The sequence below is a fragment of the Streptomyces sp. NPDC127114 genome, from assembly GCF_042677525.1.
Lineage (GTDB): Bacteria > Actinomycetota > Actinomycetes > Streptomycetales > Streptomycetaceae > Streptomyces.
The window spans coordinates 43,690-62,420 of record NZ_JBHXTJ010000042.1; the positions used below are offsets into that span (position 1 = coordinate 43,690).

An 18,731-nucleotide genomic window follows, 5' to 3' on the forward strand; every position below is an offset into this window, starting at 1 on the left:
CTGTGACCCCGGACGAGATCCTCGCGCGCATGGTCGAGACGGTTCCCGAGACGAGGCCCTTCTTCGAGGAGAAGTACGGCCTCCGGCCGGGTGAGGCGCTGCCGGTCTCGGACACCGGGGCGGACCTCTACGGGAACCTGCTCGACGGACTGGTGAGGACCGTACTCCAGCCCGCCCTGGCGACGCCGGAGCGGGACGAGGACCTTCTGCGCAGGTGCTTCGGCTTCGTCGAGGAGGTCTACGCGATCGACACCGAGCACACCCGCGGCGCCGTGTACTTCCAGGTCCTGGAGAGCCTGCTCGACGACCGGGAGTACCTGGTCAACGCGATCCCCCTCCTGAGGGGAACAATCAGGGAAAGCGTGTCCAAGATGCTCCGGACCTTCGAGGTCGTGGGGTACGAGGACGGCCTGCCGCCCCTCTGAGCGACAGAAGCGGTACGGAAGGACAACGCCGAAGGGGCGCCCGGTTCCCACCGGGCGCCCCTTCGGCGTTCCGCGTCGTGCGGGCCTAGGCACCCCGACCGTCTTCCCTCGAAGACCAGCTCGCCGAGTTCACACAGGAGGTCACCCTTCGCGGCGAAGCCGCCTAACGCAGGCGCCTCGACGAGATCGAAGCAGGCACACCGTCGAGACCATGCCGCTGGGCCAAACCCGAACCGAATCCCAGGCATGAATCGACTGGGCGGCAGCCACCATGGCGCACCTCGACCCGCTGAGCACGCCGCCCCGGGTGCCGACCTCCCCGAACCACGAGCCGACGACCTGAAGCTCTTCCTCGGGCACTGAAGCTCCTACGGCCCCTGACACGGCATCCGTCCGACACCCACCTCCGCATCACGGAACGTCACGGTCGAGAAGCGAAGGGCCGGACAACGGGCCATTCATGCGTCGAACGTGCGTCACGTGCGTCACGTGCGTCGAACATGCGTCAAGAGGTCGCCCGTAACGCGCGTAACGCACATAATGCACACTCAACAAAGTTGCAGGTCAGCGGCCTTTTTCGGCAGGCTCCAGAATCGCCACGCACTCCACATGATGCGTCATCGGAAACAGGTCGAACGCCCGCAGCGTCCGCACCCTGTAGCCGCCCTCCCTGAAGTACGCCAGGTCGCGGGCCAGGGCCGCCGGGTCGCAGGCCACGTAGGCGATGCGGCGGGCGCCGAGTTCCGACAGGTGGTGGACGGTCTGCTTGCCGGCGCCGGCGCGCGGGGGGTCCAGGACGATGAGGTCGACGTCCGTGATGCCGGTGCGCGGAAGGACCGATTCGACCTTGCCCTGTTCGATGCGGACGCGCGGGTAGTCGGCCAGGTTGTGGCGGGCGTCCTCCACCGCGCGCTTGCCGGACTCGATGCCGAGGACCGCGCCCGTCTCGCCGAGGCGGTCGGCGAGGGCGCCCGCGAAGAGGCCGACGCCGCAGTAGAGGTCGAGGGCCGTCTCGCCCTTGCGCGGGAGCAGGCCCTGCATCACGGCGAGGACGAGGGTCTGGGCCGCCTTCGGGTGGACCTGCCAGAAGCCGCCGTTGCCGACGCGGTAGGTGCGGTCGTCGGCGCGCTCGCGGACGAAGGGGCGGCCGTGGACGCGGTGGACGCCGCCGTCCTTCTCCTCGACGCGCAGGACCGAGACCGGCTTGTCCAGCTCCACGAGGGGCAGCCGGGCGCCCGGGCGCGGGGTGAGGATCACCTGGCGGTCCTGGGAGCCGGTCGCGGCGATCGCCTCGATCGACGCCATGCCCTCCCAGGTGCGCTTCTCGATGCCGAGTTCCGAGACGCCCTGCGCCGCGATCATGCAGTGGTCGATCACCTCGACCTCGTGCGAGCGGTGCTTGCGCAGGCCCGCCCGGCCCTCCTCGTCGACCGCGTACTGGACGCGCGTGCGCCACTGCGGGACCTCGCCCGCGGGAAGCTTGTCGCCCTCGGCCGGCACCACCGTGCCGTCCCAGCCGGCCTCCTCCGGCGTCAGGCCCGCGAGCCGCTTCAGCTGCTCGGCGATGACCTCGCCCTTCAGCCGGCGCTGGGCGCCGGGCTTCGCGTGCTGCCAGTCGCAGCCGCCGCACTTGCCGGGACCCGCGAAGGGGCAGGGCGCCTCGATGCGGTCCTTGGAGGGCGTGATGATCTCCACCGCGTCGGCGCGCAGGAAGCGGGAGGTCTCCTCGCCCTCCGTGACCCGGGCCAGGACCCGCTCCCCCGGCAGCGCGTGGCGGACGAACAGCACCCGCCCGGCCTCCGTACGGGCGATGCAGTGACCGCCGTGGGCGACCGGGCCGACCTCGACCTCGTACTCCTCCCCGACCAGCGACTCGACAGGGGTGTTCTGCATGGCGGGGAGCTCCAAGGGAAAAGTGACGGTGGGCCGCCGTTCGGACGGCAGCCCACCAGTCTAGTTGCTCTTTCCGGCCGTTTCCTTCTGGCCCTTCTCGACCGGGCCGCGGCGCACCGAGCCCGGCGCGTTCCACTCCTGGCGCTTGCGCGCCCGCTTCTTCGCGGCCTCGGAGGACTGGAGCTGGTACGGGACCGAGGTCACCATCACGCCCGGGGTGAAGAGGAGCCGGCCCTTCAGGCGCAGGGCGCTCTGGTTGTGGAGCAGGTGCTCGTACCAGTGGCCGACGACGTACTCGGGGATGTAGACCGAGACGGCGTCGCGCGGGCTCTCCTTGCGGAGGTTCTTCACGTACTCGATGACCGGCCGGGTGATCTCGCGGTACGGCGAGTCGAGGATCTTCAGCGGCACGTTGATGCCGCGCCGCTCCCACTCCTCCTTCAGCGCCTTCGTCTCGGCCGGGTCGACGTTGACGGTGAGCGCCTCCAGCTCGTTGGCGTGCAGCAGCTTGGCGTAGGCGAGGGCGCGCAGGGTGGGCTTGTGGAGCTTGGAGACGAGGACGACGGAGCGGACCCGGGAGGGCCGGACGTACTCGTCGGGGCGCTCCTCGGCGGCCCGGATCTCGTCGGCGACGGAGTCGTAGTGCCGGCGGATCGCGGTCATCGTCACGTAGAAGATCACCATGCCGAGCAGGGCGACCCAGGCGCCGTGGGTGAACTTGGTGGCGAGGACGACGACCAGGACGAGGCCGGTGAAGAAGGCGCCGAAGGCGTTGATCGCGCGGGAGCGGATCATGTGGCGGCGCTTGGCGGTGTCCTTCTCGGTCTTCAGGTGCCGGTTCCAGTGCCGGACCATGCCGACCTGGCTGAGCGTGAAGGAGACGAAGACGCCGACGATGTAGAGCTGGATCAGCCGGGTCGAGTCCGCCCCGTAGATCCAGACGAGCAGCGCGGCGGCGCCGGCGAGCAGGACGATGCCGTTGGAGAAGGCGAGGCGGTCGCCCCGGGTGTGCAGCTGGCGGGGCAGGTAGCGGTCCTGGGCGAGGATCGAGCCGAGGAGCGGGAAGCCGTTGTACGCGGTGTTCGCGGCCAGGAAGAGGACGAGCGCGGTGGCGGCGGCCAGCAGGACGAAGAAGAACGTCCCGTCGCCGAAGACGGCGGCGGCGACCTGGGAGATCACCGGGTCCTGGACGTAGCCCTCGCCGACCGGCTTGCCGTCCCGGAGCAGGTCGTGCGCGGGGTTCTCGGCCATGCGGACGTCGGTGGCCATGGCCAGGAAGATGATGCCGCAGAACATGGTGACGGCGAGGCCGCCCATGAGCGCCAGCGTGGTGGCCGCGTTCTTCGACTTGGGCTTGCGGAAGGCGGGCACGCCGTTGGAGATGGCCTCGACGCCGGTGAGCGCCGCACAGCCGGAGGAGAAGGCGCGCAGCAGCAGGAAGAGCAGGGCGAAGCCGGCCAGGCCCTCGTGTTCGGCCTTGATCTCGAAGCCCGCGGTGGGGGCGGTCATGGTCTCGTCGAGGACGAGACCGCGCCAGGCACCCCAGACGATCATGGCGAAGACGCCGAAGACGAAGACGTACGTCGGGATGGCGAAGAGGCCGCCGGACTCCTTCACTCCGCGGAGGTTCATCAGGGTCAGCAGCACGATGACGGCGACCGCCGAGGCCACCTTGTGCTCGACGACGAACGGCACGGCGGAGCCGAGGTTCTCGATGCCCGAGGAGATGGAGACCGCGACGGTGAGGACGTAGTCGACGAGCAGGGCGCTGGCGACGGTCAGTCCGGCCTTGGGTCCCAGGTTGGTCGTGGCGACCTCGTAGTCGCCGCCGCCGCTCGGGTACGCGTGCACGTTCTGCCGGTACGAGGCGACGACCGTGAACATCAGCACGACGACGGCGAGCGCGATCCACGGGCTGAAGTGGTAGGCCGACAGGCCCGCGACGGAGAGGACGAGCAGGACCTCGCCCGGTGCGTACGCCACCGAGGACAGCGGGTCGGAGGCGAAGACGGGAAGGGCGATCCGCTTGGGGAGGAGGGTCTCGCCGAGCTTGTCGCTGCGCAGGGCCCGTCCGATGAGGATCCGTTTGGGCACGTCGGTCAGTTTGGACACAACAGAGGATCGTAAGCGTTCGAAACAGGCCACGAGGACCATCACCCCGATCCGCACCGAATCTCCCAGCTCCCCGCCCGAATGGGCTGATCGCCACCTCGGCTGGGTCGGCGTCAGGGTTGCCGCATAAGCTCGGACCGGAGCGCACGCCTGTGCGTGTCCGCCACGGCCCGGGCCATACGGGCCAGGAAAGTTGTGAGCAGGGTGTATTCGCAGGTCAGCAAGACGATCAGGAGTGCGGGGTAAGGGGACGTGCACATCGTCATCATGGGCTGCGGGCGAGTGGGAGCCGCTCTCGCGCAGACCCTCGAACAGCAGGGGCACACCGTCGCGGTCGTCGACCAGGACCCGACGGCCTTCCGCCGGCTGGGTTCGGGCTTCGGCGGACGCCGGGTCACGGGTGTGGGCTTCGACCAGGACACTCTTCGTGAGGCGGGCATCGAGGAAGCCGGTGCCTTCGCCGCGGTGAGCAGCGGCGACAACTCGAACATCATCGCCGCGCGGGTCGCGCGCGAGATGTTCGGCATCGAGAACGTGGCCGCCCGCATCTACGACCCGCGGCGCGCCGAGGTGTACCAGCGTCTGGGCATCCCGACGGTCGCCACGGTCCGCTGGACCGCCGACCAGATGCTGCGCCGGCTGCTGCCCTCGGGCGCGGAGCCGCTGTGGCGTGACCCGAGCGGCGGAGTGCAGCTCGCCGAGGTGCACACCTCTTCCGCGTGGATCGGCCACAAGGTCAGCCGGCTCCAGGAGGAGACGGGCGTGCGCGTGGCCTTTCTCACCCGGCTGGGCGAAGCGATTCTGCCGACCTCTCAGACGGTGCTGCAGGAGGGCGACCTCGTGCACGTGATGATGCGCACGGACGAGATCGACAAGGTCGAGGCGGCCTTCGCCGAGGGTCCCGAGGAGGGCGGTCACTGATGCGTGTCGCTATTGCGGGCGCGGGCGCGGTGGGCCGTTCCATCGCGGGCGAGCTCCTGGAGAACGGCCACGAGGTCCTCCTCATCGACAAGGCGCCGACCGCCATCTCGGTGGAGCGGGTGCCGCAGGCGGAGTGGCTGCTCGCCGACGCCTGCGAGATCACGTCGCTGGACGAGGCCGCGCTGCAGCGCTGCAACGTGGTCATCGCGGCGACCGGCGACGACAAGGTGAACCTGGTCGTCTCGCTGCTCGCCAAGACCGAGTACGGCGTGCCGCGCGTGGTCGCCCGGGTCAACAACCCGAAGAACGAGTGGCTGTTCAACGAGGCCTGGGGCGTGGACGTCGCCGTCTCGACGCCGCGCCTGATGTCCGCCCTGGTCGAGGAGGCGGTGAGCGTCGGCGACCTGGTCCGGCTGCTGCGCTTCAGCCACGGCGACGCGAACCTGGTGGAGCTGACGCTGCCGCCGGAGTCGGCGATCGCGGGCACGCAGGTCGGGGACGTCGCCTGGCCGCAGGACACCTCCCTGGTGACCATCATCCGCGGCTCCCGGGTCCTCACCCCGAGCCCGGAGGAGACCCTGGAGGCGGGTGACGAGCTGCTGTTCGTGGCCACGCAGGCCCGCGAGGAGCAGCTGGAGGAGCTGCTCTCGGTCCGCCGGGAGAGCGCCGAATAGCGCGAACAGCGCCGCGTCCGGAGCGCGTACGGTACGCGGAAGGGGCCCGGGACCTGTCACAGGTCCCGGGCCCCTTTCCGTTTCAGGGTCTTCCGTGCAGACGAGGGCTACCGCGAGGGGCTACCGCTCCGAGCGGCCGCCCTGGGCCGCGGCCTTGCGCTCCTTCTCGGCCTTCTCCTCGGCCTCCATCTCCGCGAACACGTCGATCGGCGGCGGCGCCTTGGCGAGGAACACCCAGGTCAAGTAGACCGCGAGCAGGAACGGCGGGATCTTGAGGGCGACGAGGACCCAGCCGAGCTGGGTGGTGTCCGCCCACCAGTAGAGCGGGAAGAGGATCGCGCACTTGGCGAGGAGGATCAGGCCCCAGGCCCAGCTGGCCTTCGCGTAGGCCTTCTTGCGGCCCGGGTTACGGGTGCGCCAGGAGAGGTTCTCCTTGAAGACCGGGCCGAGGATCAGACCGATCAGCGGCACGCCGGCCAGGGTCGTGATGATGTACGCGAGGCCGAGGCCGAGCGTGTACAGCATGCCCGGCAGGTAGAAGTCCTTGGCGTTGCCGGTCATCATCGCGAAGACGACACCGAACGCGACGCCGAAGACGCCGCTGAAGGCGTGCTTGACGGTGTCGCGGCGGATCAGCCGGACGGCGACGAGGACGAGCGAGACCCCGAGCGCGGCGATCGCCGAGAAGTGCAGGTTCTTGTTGATCGTGTAGATCGTGACGAAGAGCAGTCCCGGCAGGACCGTCTCCACCATGCCGCGGACTCCGCCGAAGGCCTCGAACAGCGCGGCCTCGGTCACCGCCTTGTCCGTCTGGGCCCCCTGGTCGGGGGTGCCCGGGCCGGCCTCGGCGCCCTGGTCGGTGGTCGGCTTGTCGACTGACGTCACCGGCTACTCCTGTCCGAGCGGTCGGAGCTCGTATTTGGGGTTGAAGAGGACCCGCCGGCCGTGGCTCATGGAGATGCGGCCGGAGGCGATCAGCTTGCGGCCCGGTTCGATGCCCACGATGGAGCGGCGTCCCAGCCAGACGACGTCCAGCGGCGCCGTGCCGTCGAAGAGCTCGGCCTCCAGCGCGGGCACGCCCGCCCGAGGGCGCAGGGTGACCGTGCGCAACGTACCAGTCACCTTGACTATCTCGCGGTCCGAACAGTCGGAGATCCGTGTGCACCCCGAGGCCGCGGAGTCCTCCTGCAGCTCCACCGACTCCAGCTCCGCCTGGGAGGTGGAAAGGCGGTCGAGCATGCGGCGGAAGCGTCCGGCGGGCTTCTCTGTACGCGGTGCGGCACTCATACCTCAAAGCGTACCGGCCGCCGCCGTCACCGAACCCGGCCCCGGACCCCGCACCGGAACGGGCACCGGAGTCAGTGTTCGAAGCGGTAGCCCATGCCCGGTTCGGTGACGAAGTGACGCGGGTGCGAAGGGTCCTGCTCCAGCTTCCGGCGCAGCTGCGCCATGTACACCCGCAGGTAGTTGGTCTCGGTGCCGTACGAGGGGCCCCAGACCTCCTGGAGAAGCTGCTTCTGGCTCACCAGGCGGCCGCTGTTGCGGACCAGCACCTCCAGGAGGTGCCACTCGGTCGGGGTGAGCCGGACGTCCTTGCCGTCCCGGTGGACCTTCTTGGCGGCCAGGTCGACCGTGAAGCCGGCGGTCTCGACGACCACGACGCCGTCCTCGCGGCCGACCGGCTCGGCCCGGCGGACCGCGGCGCGCAGCCGGGCCAGCAGCTCGTCCATGCCGAAGGGCTTGGTGACGTAGTCGTCGGCGCCCGCGTCGAGCGCCTCGACCTTCTCGTCGGAGGTCTGCCGGGCGGACAGCACGAGGATCGGCACCCGGGTCCAGCCGCGCAGGCCCTTGATCACGTCGACGCCGTCCATGTCGGGCAGTCCGAGGTCCAGGACGACGACGTCGGGATGGCGCTCGGCGGCGAGCCGGAGGGCGGTGGCGCCGTCGGGCGCCGCGTCGACCTCGTACTTCCGCGCCTTGAGGTTGATCACCAGGGCGCGGACGATCTGTGGCTCGTCGTCGACCACGAGGACCCGGGTCATGGAGGAGGACCTTCCTGTTCGTCGTTACGTGTACGGCTGGTCGGGTACGTGTACGGCTCGTCGTTACGGATATGGCTACGGCTACGGCGCTGCCGCGTGGGTCACGGGCCCGGCGAGGTGGGGTACGGGCCGGGCCGGGCGAAGGCCCGGGGCACGGGGACGGGCCGGGGCCGGCGAAGGCCCGGGTCACCACTCACGGGTACGGGCCGGGCCGGGCGAGGGACCCGGTCACCGGTCGCGGGTGCGGCCCCGGGAGGGGCGGAGGTCCGGGTCATGTGAGGCTGCGGAGGGGCGTCGTGGCGGCGCCGGGTTCCGGGGGCGGCGGGGCGCCGCCCAGGGCGGTCCTCAGGGTGAGGACCATGGTGAGCCCGCCGCCGGGGGTGTCCTCGGCGGCGAGGGTGCCGCCCATGGCCTCGACGAAGCCGCGGGCGACCGCGAGGCCCAGGCCGACGCCCGCGCCGCGCGGGGCGTCGCCGAAGCGCTGGAACGGCTCGAAGATGCCGTCCTTGCCCTCGTCCGGGACCCCGGGGCCGCGGTCCGTGACCCGCAGTTCGAGGCGCTCGCCGAGGACGCTGGCGGAGACGGCGACCGGGACGCCGTCGGGGCTGTACTTGACCGCGTTCTCGACGATGTTGGCGACGGCCCGTTCGAGGAGGCCGCGGTCGACGTCGACCATGGGCAGCGTCTCGGGGATGTCGAGCTCGACACTGCCCTCGGGGACTCCGCCGAGCGCCATGGGCACGACCTCGTCCAGGTCGGTCGGGCGGATCAGCGGGGTGACGGTGCCGGTCTGTAGCCGGGACATGTCGAGGAGGTTCCCCACGAGGTGGTCGAGCCGGTCGGCGCCCTCCTCGATGCCCTCCAGGAGCAGGGCCCGGTCCTCCTCGGACCACTCGACGTCGTCGGAGCGGAGGGAGGACACGGAGGCCTTGATGCCGGCCAGCGGGGTGCGCAGGTCGTGGCTGACGGCGGCCAGCAGCGAGGTGCGGATCTTGTTGCCCTCGGCGAGCTTGCGGGCCTCCTCGGCCTCGTCGACGAGCCGCTGGCGGTCCAGGACGACGGCGGCCTGGGCGGCGAACGCGCCGAGCACCCGGCGGTCCTCGGCGGGCAGGACGCGGCCGTTGAGGGCGAGCGCCAGGTGGTCGCCGACGGGCATGTCGACGTCGGCGTCCTCGGGCCGCGACACGGGACGGCTGCCGACGCTCGCGGCGCAGGTCCACGGTTCGAGGTCGCCCTGGCGCTCCAGGAGGGCGACGGAGTCCATGGAGAAGGTCTCCCTGACCCGTTCGAGCAGGGCCTCCAGACTGCTCTCGCCGCGCAGGACGCTGCCGGCGAGGTACGACAGCACCTCGGACTCGGCGCGCAGCCGGGCGGCCTGCTGGGTGCGGCGGGCGGCCACGTCGACCACGGAGGCCACGGCCATGCCGACGCCGAAGAAGACGGCGATGGCCACGATGTTCAGCGGGTCGGCGACGGTCAGCCGGTGCAGCGGCGGGGTGAAGAACCAGTTGAGGAGCAGGGAGCCGATGGCCGCCGACGCGAGGGCCGGCAGGAAGCCGCCGAGCATGGCGGAGGCCACTGTCAGGGTGAGGAAGAGCAGCATGTCGTTGGCGAGCCCGAGGTCCGCGTCGACATGGGTGAGCAGCAGGGAGAGCAGCACGGGCCCGGCGACGCCGACCAGCCAGCCCCAGAGGATCCGGGCGCGGCCGAGGCGGGCGCCGCGGGCGACGGGCAGTCCACGGCCCTTGGCGGCCTCCTCGTGGGTGACGATGTGGACGTCGAGGTCGGGGCCCGACTCACGGGCCACGGTCTGGCCCACGCCGGGCCCGAGGACGTACTGCCAGGTGCGGCGGCGGCTGGAGCCGAGCACGATCTGCGTGGCGTTCACGCCGCGCGCGAATTCCAGGAGCGCGTGGGGCACGTCGTCGCCGACGACATGGTGGAACGTTCCGCCCAGATCCTCGACGAGGGTCCGCTGAACCGCGAGCTCCTTCGGAGAGGCGGAGGTCAGTCCGTCGCTGCGGGAGACGTACACGGCGAGGACCTCGCCGCCCGCGCCCTTCTCCGCGAGCCGCGCGGCCCGGCGGATCAGCGTGCGGCCCTCCGGGCCGCCGGTGATGCCGACGACGATCCGCTCGCGCGCCTGCCAGGTGGAGCGGATGTCGTGCTCGCCGCGGTACCAGCGCAGGTACTCGTCGACCCGGTCGGCGGTCCACAGCAGTGCCAGCTCGCGCAGCGCCGTGAGGTTGCCGGGCCGGAAGTAGTTGGACAGGGCCGCGTCGACCTTGTCCGGCTTGTAGATGTTGCCGTGCGCCATGCGCCGCCGCAGGGCCTGCGGCGACATGTCGACCAGCTCGATCTGGTCGGCCCGCCGCACCACCTCGTCCGGCACGGTCTCCCGCTGCCGCACACCGGTGATCGACTCGACGACGTCGCCGAGGGACTCCAGGTGCTGGATGTTCACGGTCGAGACGACGTCGATCCCGGCCGCGAGGAGCTCCTCGACGTCCTGCCAGCGCTTGGCGTTCCGCGAGCCCGGCACGTTGGTGTGCGCGAGTTCGTCGACGAGCGCGACCGCCGGCCGCCGGGCGAGCACCGCGTCCACGTCCATCTCCGTGAAGTCGGTGCCGCGGTACTCGATCCGCCGCCGGGGTATCCGCTCCAGGCCGTGGAGCATCACCTCGGTGCGGGGCCGGTCATGGTGCTCCACGAACGCGACCACGACGTCGGTGCCCCGCTCGACGCGGCGGTGCGCCTCGGACAGCATCGCGTACGTCTTGCCGACGCCCGGTGCCGCTCCCAGGTAGATCCGTAGTGTGCCGCGTCCCATGCCCATGACCTTACGTCCAGCCAATCGGACATTCCGCACGGGTACGGACCCGGCGGGGACGTATTGACGTGATCCTGACGCGCGCTGTCTCGGTGCTCGACGAGCTCGCCGCCTCCGGCGCTCGATTCGCCTGAGCTCGCCGTCTCAGTGCTCGATGATCTCGCCGTCGCGCAGCTCCAGGACCCGGTCGGCGAGGCCGAGGAGCTGGGAGTCGTGGGTGGCGACCAGGGCCGTGCAGCCCTCGCTGCGCACCACGGCACGGAGCAGCTCCATGACCGCGAGGCCGGTCTCGGCGTCCAGCTGTCCGGTCGGCTCGTCGGCGATCAGCAGCGCGGGCCGGTTGGCGAGGGCGCGGGCGATGGCGACCCGCTGCTGCTGTCCGCCGGAGAGCTCTCCGGGGCGCTGGGCGGCGTGATCGGCGAGCCCCACGAGGGAGAGCAGCAGGGCGACCCGCTCCTCGCGCTCCCGGGGATCGGCCTCGCGCAGCCGCATCGGCACGCCGACGTTCTCGGCGGCGGTCAGGATCGGTATGAGGCCGAAGGACTGGAAGATGAATCCGATCCGGTCCCGGCGCAGCTGCAGGAGGCCTTCCTCGCCGAGCCGGGCGAGGTCGGTGCCGTCGATGACGACGCGTCCCTGGTCGGCGGTGTCGAGGCCGCCCACGAGGTTGAGCAGGGTCGTCTTGCCGGAACCCGAGCGGCCCTTCAGGGCGACCAGCTCGCCGCGTGGGATGTCGAAGGACACGCCACGCAGGGCGTGCACGGCGGCTGCCCCTGTCCCGTACGAGCGGTGCAGGTTCTCCACCCTGACCATCGGCGCGCCGGCCGGGTCGTCGACGACGGCCGTGCCGGTCCGCGCGTTGCTGTCGCTCACCGTGATACCCCCCTGGATCGAACGCGTGCGCCGTCAGTATGGGCACAGGGCGGCGACGCGTGCCAGGCCTGTGGACAACCCGCCGGGGGCTTGCGGCGGCGGGGAGGACGGGGCTGTGGAAAGCCCGGTGGCCGCCCCCGTTCGGGAGCGGCCACCGGGCTCTGTCAGCCGCCGCTCGCACGGCATCGGCGTCTGCGTCTGCGTCAGCGTCTGCGTCTGCGTCAGCGGATCTCGGAGATCTCCGGGCCGCGCTGCAGCTGGCCCATGCCGCCCGAGAAGCGGGAGCCGCCCTGGTCCTCCTGCTGCACGCCGTCCGGCACCATCTGGGCGTCGTTCGGCAGCTTGAGGACGATCGGGTCACGCGGGGCCATCGGGCCCTCGCCACGGACGACCACGGTGTCCCGGAAGATCTGCTCCAGGAGACCGGCGGCCTCGGGCTGCACCGCGCCCTGACCGGAGATCACACCGCGCAGGAACCAGCGGGGCCCGTCGACGCCGACGAAGCGCACGAGCTGGACGCCCCGGTTGCCGTCCGGCAGCTGCACGGGCACCTGGGCGCGCAGCTCCCATCCCAGCGGACCCTCGACCTCGTCGATGACACCGCCCTGCTGGGTGATGCCGTTCGCGATCTCCTCGCGGACCTCGCCCCAGATGCCCTCCTTCTTGGGCGCGGCGAAGGCCTGTAGCTGGACGGCGCTGTCGCGCAGCACGACGGTGGCCGCGACGATCGCGTCGCCCGCCACCTCCACACGCAGCTCCATGCCCTCGACGCCGGGCACGAACATGCCGCCGAGGTCGACGCGGCCCTCCTCGGGCTTGCCGACCTCGGAGATGTCCCAGGGACCGTCGGGCCGGGGCGCCGGCGGAAGGTTCACCCGGCGCTGCCCCTCGGCAGCGTCGGTCGCGTCCGCCCCGTCCTCGGGGGTCACCGCGTCGACGACCTGCTCGGCCTGGCCCGCGGCGTCATCGGCACCGCTCTTCTTGCGACGTCCGAACACGTCACTGTCCTTCCCGGTCGGATACGACCGAAGCGTATCGATTCCCACCCGTAGTGCCGTCCACGGCGGCATGACCGCCGGTGGACCCGAAGCCCCCCTCGGCCCGCGCGGAGCCGGGAAGCTCCGCGACCTCGTGGAAGCGCACCTTCTCGACCTGCTGGACGACGAGCTGGGCGATCCGGTCGAACCGCTCGAACCGCACGCTCTCGCGCGGGTCCAGGTTGACCACGATCACCTTGATCTCTCCACGGTACCCGGCATCGACCGTCCCCGGGGCATTCACGAGCGCGACTCCGCAGCGGGCCGCGAGACCGGAGCGCGGGTGCACGAAGGCGGCGTAGCCGTCGGGCAGCGCGATGGAGACTCCGGTGGGCAGCACGGCCCGCTCCCCCGGGGCGAGCTCGGCGGCCTCGGTGGTCACCAGGTCGGCGCCGGCGTCGCCGGGGTGGCCGTACGCGGGGATCGGCACCTCCGGGTCCACGCGGCGGATGAGTACGTCGACGGGATTGCGCATCAGGGGTTCACCTCGAAGGCGCGGGCGCGCCTGACCTGGTCGGGGTCGGCCATGGCGGCCCGGATCTCCTCCGGGCGGCCGTTGTCGATGAAGTGGTCGACCTTGACCTCGATGAAGAGGGCGTCGGCGCGGACGGCGACGGGGCCTTCGGGCCCGCCGATCCGGCCGACGGCGGTCGAGTAGATCTTGCGGCCGTGCACGGCGGTGACCTCGGCCTGGAGATGGAGCACGGTGCCGACGGGTACGGGTCTGGCGAAGTCGGTCTCCAGGCGGCCGGTCACGGCGATGACCCGCAGCAGCCAGTTCAGGGAGCCGAGGGTCTCGTCGAGCGCGGTGGCGAGGACGCCGCCGTGCGCGAGGCCCGGGGCGCCCTGGTGGTCGGTCGTCACGGTGAACTCCGCGGTGACCGTCACGCCCTCGCCCGCCCGCGCCTCCAGGTGCAGCCTGTGGGGCTGCCCGCCGCCGCACCCGAAGCAGTACTCGTAGTGCGCACCGAGCAGCTCGCCGGGGGCGGGCGCGTCGGGGTGGCGTACCGGCGGTATGGCGTCGGCCGGCGGCGTGAGAGCGGCAGATGTTCCAGTCACAGGCGCAGACCTTACCCGCGCGGCCGGGCAAGGGTCTCGCCGTGCCAAGCTTGGGGCATGCAGCAGCCTTCCGTGCCCCCGACCGCCCCGGCCTTCGACGAACGCCTGACCGCGCCCCGCTCCTGGTGGCTCATCGCCGGTCTCATCGGTCTCTCCGGCGCTCTGGTCATGTTCCCGCTGGGCACGGTGCCGACCCTCGGCGGTCTGATCGCCGCGGCGGCGCTCGCCGCGGTGGGCGTCTCGTCGTACGGCTCGGCCCGGGTCCGGGTGGTGGCCGGTTCGCTGGTCGCCGGGGACGCGAGGATTCCGGCGTCGGTGCTGGGGACGCCCGAGGTGCTGGACGCCGAGGAGGCGCGCGCCTGGCGCACGTACAAGGCCGACCCGCGGGCGTTCATGCTGATGCGCAGCTATGTGCCCACGGCGGTGCGGGTCGAGGTGACGGACCCGGCGGACCCCACGCCGTACGTCTACGTGTCCACCCGGGACCCGGAGGGGCTGGCAGCGGCCCTGGAGGCGGCCCGGAACGAGGCCTCGGCGGCCTGAGGCCGCCGAGACCTACGGGAGTCCCACGGAGGGCCCCGGAAGGCCCTCCGGGCGCGCCTAGAAGTCGATCTCCTTGGGGTTCTCCGGCTGCTCCAGGGGAGGCAGGGCCGGGAGGGCGTCCCAGGGGATCTGGCGGGCGCGCAGGTCCTTGCGGACGCGCCCGGCGAGCTTCTTGGTGTCGCGCCGGTTCATGACGGCGCCGACGGCCGCGCCCACCATGAACGGGGTGAGGTTCGGCAGGTTGCGCACCATGCGCTTCATGATCTGCTGGCGCAGTTCGCGCTTGAGCTGACCGCCCAGTGCCGCGTTGACGGTGGTGGGCCGGGTGGGGTCGATGCCGCGCTCCTCCGCCCAGGCGGTGAGGTAGGCGGTCGAGCGCTGGGTGAGGGTCCCCTGCGGTCGCAGGCCGTAGACCTCGTGCAGCTCGGCGATGAGCTTCAGCTCGACGGCGGCGACGCCGGTGATCTCCGCGGCCAGCTCGGCGGGCATCGCGGGCGGCACGGGCAGCATGGCGGCGGCGCCGATGCCCGCTCCGACGGTGGCACTGGCGTTGGCCGCGCCGCTGATCAGTCTGTGGGCGATCTGTTCGGGCCCGAGGCCGGGGAACTGCCGGCGCAGGGTCGGCAGGTCGCGTACGGGCACGCGCGGGGCGATCTCGATGACGCGGTCCGCGAGGTAGCCGAGGCCGGCCTTGGCGCCCTGACCGCCGCGCTTCACGCCGCGCCGTACGGCGTCGATGCGCGCGCTGTCGAGCTTGATGCGGTCGAGCTGGACGCGCGCGGGGTTGGCGACGCGTCGCAGGACGCCGCTCCTGGCGGTCCTGCCGATGGCCTCACTGCCGGCGTCTTCGCCGGAGGTGGCTTCGAGGGTGCCCTCGGTGTGGCCGTCCCGGTGGCCGGGGACGGGCAGGTGGTCCGGGGCGGGCCTGCCGTCGGCCCTGTGCGGCGCGTCCGCTGCTTCGAGCGAGGCCGCGGGGCCTCGCTCGTCGTCACGTGCGCCAGGTGTGGGCAGGGGGGCGGAGTGCACGGCGGAGGGAGCGTCGTTGACGCCCTCTGCCGAGCCCGAGCCGCCCTGGTACGCCTCCGACCTCCCGGGGAGCCGGAGCCGCCGCTTCCGAGACGGTGTGTCGCCTGCCACGGTCACTCGATCTCAGTCGCAGTCGCGGCAGATCGGCTGACCGTTCTTCTCCCGAGCCAGCTGGCTGCGGTGGTGCACGAGGAAGCAGCTCATGCAGGTGAACTCGTCGGCCTGCTTGGGCAGGACCCGGACGGCCAGCTCCTCGTTCGAGAGGTCTGCGCCCGGGAGCTCGAGGCCCTCGGCGGCCTCGAACTCGTCGACGTCGACGGTCGAGGTCGACTTGTCGTTCCGGCGGGCCTTCAGTTCCTCAAGGCTGTCCGAGTCGACGTCGTCGTCGGTCTTGCGTGGGGTGTCGTAATCCGTTGCCATGTCGCTCTCCCCCTCTGGGTGGTTTGCGGTGTCTCCAGCGCACGTAACGCGTGAGAGGCCGGACTTGTGCCCGACCCGAGGCGGAGATTTTGCCTCACATCAAGGTCTGTTACTCAATCGACACCCAATCCGCCCTCTCACGAGTGACCGGCTTTGGGTGGCGAAGCGGACCGTACACGGTCCGGCGACCCTCCCTCACAGGTGCCACCCCGTGTACTTCCCGTCATTCAGACCCCCGGAAACCCGGACTTTTACGGGTTTTCCGAGGGAATTCGCGATCACGGAGAGTGGAGGACCAGACACCCATTCCTGTGATCGATCACACAGGACCGTCTCAGGAATGAGAACCGGAAATTCCGCGCAAAGCGAACAAAACCGGTCGGCTCGGTCAGTGTGTCAGATCGGCAGAGTGACACGCATCACGAGGCCTCCGCCCTCGCGCGGCTCGGCGATGATACGGCCGCCGTGGGCCCGCGCGACGGAGCGGGCGATCGACAGGCCGAGGCCGACCCCCTTGTCGCTGCCGGTGCGCTCCTGACGGAGGCGCCGGAATGGCTCGAAAAGGTTGTCGATCTCGTACGCCGGGACCACAGGCCCCGTGTTGGAGACCTCCAGGACCGCCTGACCGTTCTGCGTCGAGGTGGCGACCTCCACCCAGCCGCCCTCCGGGACGTTGTACCGGACGGCGTTCTGCACCAGGTTCAGGGCGATCCGCTCCAGCAGCACGCCGTTGCCCTGGACCACGGCGGGGCCGCGCTCGCCGCGGAACTCGACGCCCTTGGCGTCGGCCTCGGCACGCGCCTGGTCCATGGCCCGCGAGGCGACCTCCGCCAGGTCGACCGGCTTGCGCTCGACGATCTCGTTGTCGCTGCGGGCGAGCAGGAGCAGGCCCTCGACCAGCTGCTCGCTGCGCTCGTTGGTCGCGAGCAGGGTCTTGCCGAGCTGCTGGAGCTCCACCGGCGCCCCCGGGTCCGAGAGCTGGACCTCCAGGAGCGTGCGGTTGATCGCGAGCGGCGTGCGCAGTTCGTGCGAGGCGTTGGCGACGAAGCGCTGCTGGGCGCTGAAGGCCCGCTCCAGGCGCTCCAGCATCTCGTCGAAGGTGTCGGCGAGCTCCTTGAGCTCGTCGTCCGGCCCGTCCAGCTCGATCCGCCGGGACAGATCCGTTCCGGCCACCTGGCGGGCGGTGCGGGTGATCCGGCCGAGCGGGGAGAGCACCCGGCCGGCCATCGCGTAACCGAAGGCGAAGGCGATGATGCTCAGTCCGAGCAGGGCGAACAGGGAGCGCCGCAGCAGGTCGTCCAGGGCGAGGTCGCTCTGGTGCCGCAGACACATCGAGACGGCGTTGTTGAGCTGCTCGCCGGTGGACTTGTCGGGCAGCTCGCACCAGTCGGTGGTCGCCGTCACCGTGCCGCTGACGACCTTGAAGGGCAGCTCGGCGGTGGTGTCCCGGACGGCCTGCGCGGTGAAGAGGTAGATGATCGCCAGCAGGATGATGCCCGCGATCAGGAACATCCCGCCGTAGAGCAGCGTGAGCCGTATCCGGATGGTCGGACGCAGCAGCGGCCTGACCGGGTCCCGGGGGTCCCAGGTCGGCTTCGGTGGGGTGTGCAGGAGGGTCGGCGACGAGGGCATCGGGTCAGATCCGGTATCCCGAGCCGGGGACGGTGACGATCACCGGGGGCTCGCCGAGCTTGCGGCGCAGGGTCATGACCGTGACGCGCACGACGTTGGTGAACGGGTCGGTGTTCTCGTCCCAGGCCTTCTCCAGGAGCTGCTCGGCCGAGACGACGGCGCCCTCGCTGCGCATCAGGACCTCCAGGACCGCGAACTCCTTCGGGGCCAGCTGGACCTCCTTGCCGTCGCGGAAGACCTCGCGGCGGTTCGGGTCGAGCTTGATGCCGGCGCGCTCCAGGACGGGCGGGAGCGGGACGGTGGTGCGGCGGCCGAGGGCCCGGACGCGGGCGGTGAGCTCGCTGAAGGCGAAGGGCTTGGGCAGGTAGTCGTCGGCGCCGAGCTCCAGGCCCTCGACGCGGTCGCTGACGTCGCCGGAGGCGGTGAGCATCAGGATCCGGGTGGGCATGCCCAGCTCGACGATCTTGCGGCAGACGTCGTCGCCGTGCACCAGGGGAAGGTCCCGGTCGAGCACCACGACGTCGTAGTCGTTGACCCCGACGCGCTCCAGTGCCGCGGCGCCGTCGTACACGACGTCGACCGCCATGGCCTCGCGGCGCAGGCCGGTGGCCACCGCGTCCGCGAGAAGCTGCTCGTCCTCGACGACGAGTACGCGCACGTCCGTAAGTCCTTTCCTGGGCCCTGCTCCCGCACGCGGACAAGGCGGTTTCTGCGCACTGACTGTGCGTATCCATCCTGCCCCGAACGCGCGTAAACCGGCTGTAAGGCGGCTGAGCGGGGGCGGCGCGGGAGGGCGCCGGGCGGGCGTCAGGCGGGTGAGCGGCCGGGAGGCCGGAAGAATTCACCTGATTCACGGGCCAGTTGAGGTTTCTGTGAGGAAAGGGCTGGGGAGGACGACTGCACACCCCGCGATCACGCCCTGTAGGTGACACGCCACCTACCGCTCTCTGTCCCCCAGAGGTAGCAGTGTGTGATCCACCCACCCCCGGCACTCCCCGTGCCACCGACCCACGACGAGGGGGCGCACGATGGACGCTTTCACCGCAGGGCTGCTGCACCGCATCAGGACCACGCAGTCCGACCTCACGCGCGCTCGCGAGGCGGGCGACGACTTCCTCGCGGAGGTCGAGCAGGCCGAGCTCGACGACCTGCACCGCCTGGCGGCCGAACACGGCGTGGAGGTCGGCGCGGCCTGCGCCTGATCCCACGGACAAGGGCGGGCCCCCGGAGCCATCGGCTCCGGG

19 protein-coding genes are annotated in these 18,731 nt (G+C 71.2%); 5 read left to right on the top strand and 14 right to left on the bottom strand.

What is annotated here, in order from left to right; genetic code table 11:
* Positions 1-2: 2 nt before the first annotated feature.
* Positions 3-425, top strand: a complete 423-nt coding sequence (locus ACFVGS_RS30535; protein WP_385694970.1) for a hypothetical protein — start codon at positions 3-5, stop codon at positions 423-425.
* A 564-nt stretch (positions 426-989) separates the two neighbouring features.
* Here the strand turns inward: ACFVGS_RS30535 and ACFVGS_RS30540 are convergent.
* Positions 990-2,318, bottom strand: a complete 1,329-nt coding sequence (locus ACFVGS_RS30540; protein WP_385694973.1) for a class I SAM-dependent RNA methyltransferase — start codon at positions 2,316-2,318, stop codon at positions 990-992.
* A 60-nt stretch (positions 2,319-2,378) separates the two neighbouring features.
* Complete coding sequence (locus ACFVGS_RS30545) at positions 2,379-4,430, bottom strand: APC family permease (protein ID WP_384418068.1); 2,052 nt, start codon at positions 4,428-4,430, stop codon at positions 2,379-2,381.
* 252 nt (positions 4,431-4,682) lie between these two features.
* On the opposite strand from ACFVGS_RS30545, the gene ACFVGS_RS30550 reads away from it, so the two are divergent.
* Both ACFVGS_RS30550 and ACFVGS_RS30555 read left to right on the top strand, forming a co-directional pair.
* The gene (locus tag ACFVGS_RS30550; protein WP_384418065.1) at positions 4,683-5,351 is read left to right on the top strand and encodes a potassium channel family protein; all 669 of its coding nucleotides are present in this window, start codon (positions 4,683-4,685) and stop codon (positions 5,349-5,351) included.
* Positions 5,351-6,025: a potassium channel family protein gene (locus ACFVGS_RS30555; RefSeq protein WP_384418062.1), complete on the top strand. Its 675-nt coding sequence runs from the start codon at positions 5,351-5,353 to the stop codon at positions 6,023-6,025. Before ACFVGS_RS30550 ends, ACFVGS_RS30555 begins: the two co-directional genes overlap by 1 nt.
* Positions 6,026-6,145: 120 nt before the next feature.
* On the opposite strand, the gene ACFVGS_RS30560 is transcribed toward ACFVGS_RS30555, so the two are convergent.
* The 8 genes from ACFVGS_RS30560 to ACFVGS_RS30595 form a co-directional block, all read right to left on the bottom strand.
* Positions 6,146-6,910: a DUF3159 domain-containing protein gene (locus tag ACFVGS_RS30560; RefSeq protein ID WP_384418059.1), complete on the bottom strand. Its 765-nt coding sequence runs from the start codon at positions 6,908-6,910 to the stop codon at positions 6,146-6,148.
* Between the two features lie 3 nt (positions 6,911-6,913).
* Complete coding sequence (locus tag ACFVGS_RS30565; protein WP_384418057.1) at positions 6,914-7,312, bottom strand: OB-fold nucleic acid binding domain-containing protein; 399 nt, start codon at positions 7,310-7,312, stop codon at positions 6,914-6,916.
* A gap of 71 nt (positions 7,313-7,383) precedes the next feature.
* Entirely contained in the window at positions 7,384-8,067 is a 684-nt protein-coding gene (locus ACFVGS_RS30570; protein ID WP_384418054.1) for a response regulator, read from the bottom strand.
* A 271-nt stretch (positions 8,068-8,338) separates the two neighbouring features.
* Complete coding sequence (locus ACFVGS_RS30575) at positions 8,339-10,897, bottom strand: DUF4118 domain-containing protein (protein ID WP_385694977.1); 2,559 nt, start codon at positions 10,895-10,897, stop codon at positions 8,339-8,341.
* A gap of 144 nt (positions 10,898-11,041) precedes the next feature.
* Entirely contained in the window at positions 11,042-11,710 is a 669-nt protein-coding gene (locus ACFVGS_RS30580; protein ID WP_385694991.1) for an ABC transporter ATP-binding protein, read from the bottom strand.
* A 281-nt stretch (positions 11,711-11,991) separates the two neighbouring features.
* Positions 11,992-12,768, bottom strand: coding sequence for a DUF3710 domain-containing protein (locus ACFVGS_RS30585; protein ID WP_384418049.1), 777 nt, complete (start codon positions 12,766-12,768; stop codon positions 11,992-11,994).
* A 1-nt stretch (position 12,769) separates the two neighbouring features.
* The gene (dut, locus tag ACFVGS_RS30590) at positions 12,770-13,282 is read right to left on the bottom strand and encodes a dUTP diphosphatase (protein WP_128977708.1); all 513 of its coding nucleotides are present in this window, start codon (positions 13,280-13,282) and stop codon (positions 12,770-12,772) included.
* Positions 13,282-13,866, bottom strand: coding sequence for a PaaI family thioesterase (locus tag ACFVGS_RS30595; RefSeq protein ID WP_385694981.1), 585 nt, complete (start codon positions 13,864-13,866; stop codon positions 13,282-13,284). The genes dut and ACFVGS_RS30595 overlap by 1 nt, the downstream gene beginning before the upstream one ends.
* Before the next feature lie 57 nt (positions 13,867-13,923).
* Between ACFVGS_RS30595 and ACFVGS_RS30600 the strand changes: the two genes are divergently transcribed.
* On the top strand, positions 13,924-14,409 hold the full coding sequence (locus ACFVGS_RS30600) for a DUF3093 domain-containing protein (protein WP_385694984.1): 486 nt from the start codon (positions 13,924-13,926) through the stop codon (positions 14,407-14,409).
* Between the two features lie 57 nt (positions 14,410-14,466).
* On the opposite strand, the gene ACFVGS_RS30605 is transcribed toward ACFVGS_RS30600, so the two are convergent.
* The 4 genes from ACFVGS_RS30605 to ACFVGS_RS30620 all read right to left on the bottom strand — a co-directional run bounded on the left by ACFVGS_RS30605 (position 14,467) and on the right by ACFVGS_RS30620 (position 18,145).
* Positions 14,467-15,546 (bottom strand): hypothetical protein, encoded by a 1,080-nt coding sequence (locus ACFVGS_RS30605; RefSeq protein WP_385694987.1) that lies wholly within the window; start codon positions 15,544-15,546, stop codon positions 14,467-14,469.
* 12 nt (positions 15,547-15,558) lie between these two features.
* Positions 15,559-15,855, bottom strand: coding sequence for a DUF4193 domain-containing protein (locus ACFVGS_RS30610; RefSeq protein WP_003955561.1), 297 nt, complete (start codon positions 15,853-15,855; stop codon positions 15,559-15,561).
* Between the two features lie 396 nt (positions 15,856-16,251).
* A complete protein-coding gene (locus tag ACFVGS_RS30615; protein ID WP_384418038.1) occupies positions 16,252-17,487 on the bottom strand; it encodes a sensor histidine kinase in 1,236 nt (411 codons plus the stop codon).
* A 4-nt stretch (positions 17,488-17,491) separates the two neighbouring features.
* Positions 17,492-18,145, bottom strand: a complete 654-nt coding sequence (locus ACFVGS_RS30620) for a response regulator transcription factor (protein WP_384418036.1) — start codon at positions 18,143-18,145, stop codon at positions 17,492-17,494.
* A gap of 370 nt (positions 18,146-18,515) precedes the next feature.
* On the opposite strand from ACFVGS_RS30620, the gene ACFVGS_RS30625 reads away from it, so the two are divergent.
* Positions 18,516-18,689 (top strand): hypothetical protein, encoded by a 174-nt coding sequence (locus tag ACFVGS_RS30625; protein ID WP_384418033.1) that lies wholly within the window; start codon positions 18,516-18,518, stop codon positions 18,687-18,689.
* The last annotated feature ends 42 nt before the right edge of the window (positions 18,690-18,731 follow it).

Coding starts and splice junctions, on each gene's coding strand:
- ACFVGS_RS30555 (WP_384418062.1), top strand. CDS start 5,351: ATGCGTGTCGCTATTGCGGGCGCGGGCGCGGTGGGCCGTTCCATCGCG.
- ACFVGS_RS30610 (WP_003955561.1), bottom strand. CDS start 15,855: ATGGCAACGGATTACGACACCCCACGCAAGACCGACGACGACGTCGAC.
- ACFVGS_RS30600 (WP_385694984.1), top strand. CDS start 13,924: ATGCAGCAGCCTTCCGTGCCCCCGACCGCCCCGGCCTTCGACGAACGC.
- ACFVGS_RS30580 (WP_385694991.1), bottom strand. CDS start 11,710: ATGGTCAGGGTGGAGAACCTGCACCGCTCGTACGGGACAGGGGCAGCC.
- ACFVGS_RS30625 (WP_384418033.1), top strand. CDS start 18,516: ATGGACGCTTTCACCGCAGGGCTGCTGCACCGCATCAGGACCACGCAG.
- dut (WP_128977708.1), bottom strand. CDS start 13,282: ATGCGCAATCCCGTCGACGTACTCATCCGCCGCGTGGACCCGGAGGTG.
- ACFVGS_RS30540 (WP_385694973.1), bottom strand. CDS start 2,318: ATGCAGAACACCCCTGTCGAGTCGCTGGTCGGGGAGGAGTACGAGGTC.
- ACFVGS_RS30615 (WP_384418038.1), bottom strand. CDS start 17,487: ATGCCCTCGTCGCCGACCCTCCTGCACACCCCACCGAAGCCGACCTGG.
- ACFVGS_RS30575 (WP_385694977.1), bottom strand. CDS start 10,897: ATGGGACGCGGCACACTACGGATCTACCTGGGAGCGGCACCGGGCGTC.
- ACFVGS_RS30565 (WP_384418057.1), bottom strand. CDS start 7,312: ATGAGTGCCGCACCGCGTACAGAGAAGCCCGCCGGACGCTTCCGCCGC.
- ACFVGS_RS30570 (WP_384418054.1), bottom strand. CDS start 8,067: ATGACCCGGGTCCTCGTGGTCGACGACGAGCCACAGATCGTCCGCGCC.